This is a genomic window from Mycobacterium sp. (genome assembly GCF_049673265.1).
Classification (GTDB): Bacteria; Actinomycetota; Actinomycetes; order Mycobacteriales; family Mycobacteriaceae; genus Mycobacterium.
Genome location: NZ_JBATXN010000016.1, coordinates 1 through 4,836, shown reverse-complemented (window position 1 = coordinate 4,836; position 4,836 = coordinate 1). Strand labels below are relative to the sequence as shown.

Annotated in this window: 5 protein-coding genes and 1 pseudogene; 3 read left to right on the top strand and 3 right to left on the bottom strand. The window is 63.0% G+C overall.

Going from position 1 to position 4,836, the window contains the following annotated elements:
• Positions 1 to 220: pseudogene (locus tag WBF82_RS00435) on the top strand (hypothetical protein); the annotation flags it as partial.
• Positions 221 to 225: 5 nt separating this feature from the next.
• Here WBF82_RS00435 and WBF82_RS00430 read toward each other — a convergent pair.
• Positions 226 to 816 carry a TetR/AcrR family transcriptional regulator gene (locus tag WBF82_RS00430; protein ID WP_424381143.1) on the bottom strand — a complete coding sequence of 197 codons (591 nt, stop codon included), beginning with the start codon at positions 814 to 816 and terminating at the stop codon, positions 226 to 228.
• Between the two features lie 211 nt (positions 817 to 1,027).
• Between WBF82_RS00430 and WBF82_RS00425 the strand changes: the two genes are divergently transcribed.
• The gene (locus WBF82_RS00425) at positions 1,028 to 2,323 is read left to right on the top strand and encodes a cytochrome P450 (protein ID WP_424381142.1); all 1,296 of its coding nucleotides are present in this window, start codon (positions 1,028 to 1,030) and stop codon (positions 2,321 to 2,323) included.
• 89 nt (positions 2,324 to 2,412) lie between these two features.
• Here WBF82_RS00425 and WBF82_RS00420 read toward each other — a convergent pair whose 3' ends face one another.
• Positions 2,413 to 3,615 carry a cytochrome P450 gene (locus tag WBF82_RS00420; RefSeq protein WP_424381141.1) on the bottom strand — a complete coding sequence of 401 codons (1,203 nt, stop codon included), beginning with the start codon at positions 3,613 to 3,615 and terminating at the stop codon, positions 2,413 to 2,415.
• A gap of 11 nt (positions 3,616 to 3,626) precedes the next feature.
• Entirely contained in the window at positions 3,627 to 4,289 is a 663-nt protein-coding gene (locus WBF82_RS00415) for a TetR/AcrR family transcriptional regulator (RefSeq protein WP_424381140.1), read from the bottom strand.
• A gap of 189 nt (positions 4,290 to 4,478) precedes the next feature.
• On the opposite strand from WBF82_RS00415, the gene WBF82_RS00410 reads away from it, so the two are divergent.
• A partial coding sequence (locus WBF82_RS00410) for a spirocyclase AveC family protein (protein ID WP_424381139.1) occupies positions 4,479 to 4,836 on the top strand: 358 nt, incomplete at its 3' end.

Genomic DNA, 4,836 nt, shown 5'->3' with positions numbered 1-4,836 from the left:
CCAGTACACTCCCCACGTAAACGCCGATATCGCACCGGGCCACCCCTGGGTCTCGCCTGTGGTGATGCTGTCGGACCCCAACACCTACGCCATGGTCGTAGTCAGCACCGGTACCGAACCTGGCACGCCGATGTTTCACTGTGCTCTCGTCGTCGACGGGAAGGTGGTCGTCTCGAACGACGGCGCCAAGGGCGTGATCTGCTCGCAGCGCACCTGGTGAGCCGGCTAGTTTTCCGGAGCGCCTTCCAGTCGGAGGAGGTAGCGCTCGACGAACCCGACGGTCTCGGCGTGACCGGCGGACATGCCGAGCACCTGCTCCATCACCAGTACCCGGGAGACGCTGGTCATCAGCACCGACCACACCAGCGGCGGTACCTCGGCGGCGTCGGCACCGTAGCGCCGCAGCACCGTCGACAGCGCCTTTTGCTGCTCTTCGCGGAAACGCTCGGCGTAGTACGCAATTTCGGCTTTGAGCGCCTTGCGGTGATTGGCCAGCGCGACGAATTCCATCGTTATCGCGGTGGCCGCAGGATCGGTGCTGAACCGCCACAGCGCCCACAGCGGTTGCGACGATTGCAGCGCCTGCGCTTGCGCCTCAAGGCCTTCTTCGGCACGACGGCGGAACGCGGCCAAGAACAGATCGTCCATGGTGCGGAAGTAGTAGTGCACGAGCTGCGGCTTCAGCGCGGCCTTCTCGGCGACACGACGGGAAGTGACTGCGGCATAACCCTCTTCGAGCATCAGCTGTTCGGCGGCGTCGAGCAGCACGCCTCGGTTCTTGGCATCGGGCGCCCCGATCCTGCGTGCCGAAGTCATGCGTTAGCTCCAAACTCCTGTCGATTGCCTGCTCAACATGCCGATCGTAGCGTCGCGCGACGCCGTGACCTTGACCACGACATTAGCGTCATGCTAAGCAGGTGCTCAGCACATACTGCAATTTTGCCGATCTCAGATCCAGACCGCATACCGGCCATGACGGCCCGCCCTTACACCACGGGTAAATCAGCCTCGGGAGGCGCGTAACAACATGACCAGCTTCGACACCATCGACTTTTTCACCGACCCGTCTCTGGTTCCCGATCCGCATCCCTACTTCGACTATCTGCGCAGCCAAAACCCGGTCTTCCGGCTGCCTCATCACAATGTCGTCGCGATCACCGGCTGGGAGGAGGCCAACGCGGTCTACAAAGATCCCGATACGTTTTCCAACTGCGTAGCTCTCGGCGGCCCGTTCCCACCGTTGCCGTTTGAAGTCGACTGTGACGATCTCAGTTCTCTGATCGACGCGCACCGCGACCAGTTTCCGATGTTCGAGCACATGGTCACCATGGATCCGCCCGACCACACTCGCGCACGCTCGATCCTGTCCCGGCTGCTTACACCGAGCCGTCTGAAAGAGAACGAGGAATTCATGTGGCGACTGGCCGATCGCCAGCTCGAGGAGTTCCTGGACACCGGCGAATGCGAATTCATCGCCGAATACTCAAAGCCCTTCGCGACTTTGGTGATCGCCGACCTGCTCGGTGTCCCGGAGGAAGACCACAAGCAGTTCCGCCACGTCCTTGGCGCCGATCGTCCCGGCGCACGGGTGGGCGCGCTGGACCACGAGTCGGTCGGCGTCAACCCGTTGCAGTGGCTGGACGACAAGTTCTGCGCCTATATCGAAGACCGTCGCGGTGAACCGCGCGACGACGTGCTGACCTCGTTGGCAACGGCGAAGTACCCGGACGGATCCACCCCCGAAGTCATCGAGGTAAGCCGTTCGGCGACATTCCTTTTCGCTGCCGGGCAGGAAACCACCGCCAAGCTGCTCTCTGCGGCACTGCAAGCACTCGGCGACCGACCCGAGATTCAGCAGCAGCTGCGTAATGACCGCAGCCTGATTCCGAACTTCATCGAAGAGTCGCTGCGCATGGAGAGCCCGGTCAAAAGCGACTCTCGGCTGGCCCGCAGGGCGGCCACCGTCGGTGGCGTCGACATCCCCGTGGGCACCATCGTGATGGTGCTACCTGGTGCCGCGAACCGTGACCCTCGCCGGTTCGAGAACCCGCACGAGTTTCAGCTGGACCGCAAGAACGTCCGCGAGCACATGGCGTTCGCCCGCGGAGTGCACTCCTGCCCGGGTGCACCGCTGGCCCGGGTCGAGGGCCGCGTCTCGATCGAGCGCATCCTGGACCGGATGTCCGAAATCAACATCAGCGAAACCCAACACGGACCGGCCGACGAACGGCGCTACACCTTCGAGCCGACCTACATCTTGCGTGGGCTGTCCGAACTGCATTTGACCTTCACGCCGCGGCCGGCGCTGGCGCCGGCAGGCTAACCAACCTCTGCGCCGACTGTGGGCTTAATGCACGCTCAATCGCCGAACGCGTGACACAACCCCACATTCGGCGCGTCCTTGCCAGTTCCTCAGCCGGTGATGACGGGTAGACGTGCCCACCCGCGCACGCTTGCGGTGTGCGCTCGCTCGGCGTTGGCGTAGTCGACTTCCCAGTCAGGCCAGCGCTGGAGAACCTCTTCGAAGGCCACCCGAGCTTCCAAGCGGGCCAGCGCCGAGCCGAGGCAGAAGTGCAGCCCTTGCCCGAAGCTCAGGTGGCTGCCGCGGCGGTGGATGTCAAAGCGGTCCGGATCTGGGAACTGACGTTCATCCCGATTGGCAGAAGCGTTGAGCAGCAACATGAACGACCCTTCCGGGACGACGCGACCATGATGCTCGGCGTCCTGGGCGACGTAGCGGGCCTGCACCGGCGACGGCGGCTCGTAGCGCAGCGACTCCTCGACCGCGCCGGGGATCAGGGACGGGTCGGCGACGAGCTCCCGTCGCTGATCCGGATGATCGGAGAGCAGCTGTCCCATGAAGCCGATGAGCCGGGTGGTGGTTTCGTTTCCGGCACCGGCGATCATTGCGGTGTAGGACAACACCTCGGTGCGGGACAGCGGCCGATGCGTCCCGTCGGGTTCGTCGATGTCGGCGGCGAGCAGTTCGGTCATCAGGTCGTCGGAGGGATGCTCGGCCCGCCATTCGATGAACTCGGCGAACATCACGATGGTTTGTTCGAATATTTTTTGATTAGCTTCGCCGCGGTCGCGCCCCTTGGCGACGTCGAGGTAGGCGGCGTTGCGATCACGGATGCTTTCTTGGTGCTCTTCGGGTATGCCCAGCAGATAGCCGATGGTCCGCATGGGCATCATCGCCCCGAGATCGGCGATGAAATCGAAACCGCCAGAACCAATTAGCGGGTCCAACTCTTTGACGCAGAATCCGCGAACCAGCGACTCGACGGCAAGCATGCGCCGGGGTGTGAAGACCCGTGACAGCAAGCGTCGGTGCAGATCGTGCAGGGGCGGATCCTCGAACAGCAAGATACCCGGCGGCACCTCGATGTTGTTGAACAAGATGTCGGCGGTGGTGCCGCGGCCGGAGCGGTACGTCTGCCAGTTCGGCAGCTCGCGCGCCACGTCCTGGTAGCGGCTCAGCGCGTAGAAGTTGTACTTTTCGTTGTAGTACAGCGGCGCTTCTTCGCGCATCCGCTTCCACACCGGATATGGATTGTCGTCGATGGCGGGATCGTATGGGTCGTAATATAACTCGGCCGCTTTGGTGCCTTCCACTATCCGTCCCTTCAGTCGTTTCGGTGCAGGAAGCCGTGCAGAATCGCCTGGACGAGTTCGTCAACAATCACTTCTCTCGATGGCGGCTTGGTGCCGAAATAGGTCGACCGCAGGGCGGCCATGCCGGCGATCATCGCCACCGTTGAGTGCGCCGGCAGGTCAGGGTGATCGGACCGCAGCCCGCGTAAGTTCATGCCCTCGGCGCTGATTCGGCCGAGCAACCGCAGTGCCCGCCTGACGTCGGCAATTCCCGTCTCAGCCAGTTCGTCCTCGCTCAGAGCCTCCGATGCCATCAGGGTTAACAACAGGCCTTGGTGTTTGACGAACACGTCGTAGAGCTGTCCGACGAAATGCCCGGCCAGCTCCTGCTCGTCGGTCTGCTCGGGGATAACCGATTGCCAGGTCTGGCCGAATTCGTCGACGAAGCTGGTGAACGGTAGAACCAGGGCCTCCCGGAACAGCGCTGCTTTGGAGCCGAAGTGGCGGAACAGCAAGTGCTCGGTGACACCGGCGGCCGCAGCGATTTCACGGGTCCTGGTGCTGCGGTAGTCCTGGCGGGCGAATAGGGTTCGGGCGGCGTCGAGCAGGAGTCTGCGCGGCTCGCCGCGAGGCCGGCGTATCGCAGAGGCCGGCGTGCCCACTCTGCTCTCCTTGGCGACTGATCGCTGTGACACGCAGTTCAGGATAGTATGTGCTATCCGATTAGGATAGTATCCACTATCTAAACAATCGAGCTCGTCTCGAAGGGTGGTCGACGTGGGCGCTCTGATCATGCTCGGCACGTTGTTCGGACTGATCGTGCTGATCTTCGGACTGGTGCTGCGTTTCGACCCCGAAGCCCGGCCCAGTCAAGGGCGCGACCGATGACTCCCGTGATGCGGGCGGCCAGTGACTTCGCACTGGTCGGAGGTATCGCGTTTACCGTCCTTGGCGTCTACCTGAGTGTTCGCCAGCACCGCGTGCATCCCCTGCTGTTGCTGTGCATCTCGGCAATCTCGTTCTCGTGGATCGAAGCGCCCTACGACTGGGCGATGTACGCGCAGTTCCCGCCTGCTATTCCCCGCATGCCGTCCTGGTGGCCACTGAACATGACGTGGGGTGGACTACCCCTGTTCGTTCCCGTCGGCTATATCTCCTACTTCGTGCTGCCCGGTGTGACAGGCGCCGCGCTGGGGCGGCGGTTGAGCGCAAAGTTCGGTTGGCGAAGGCCCACAACACTAT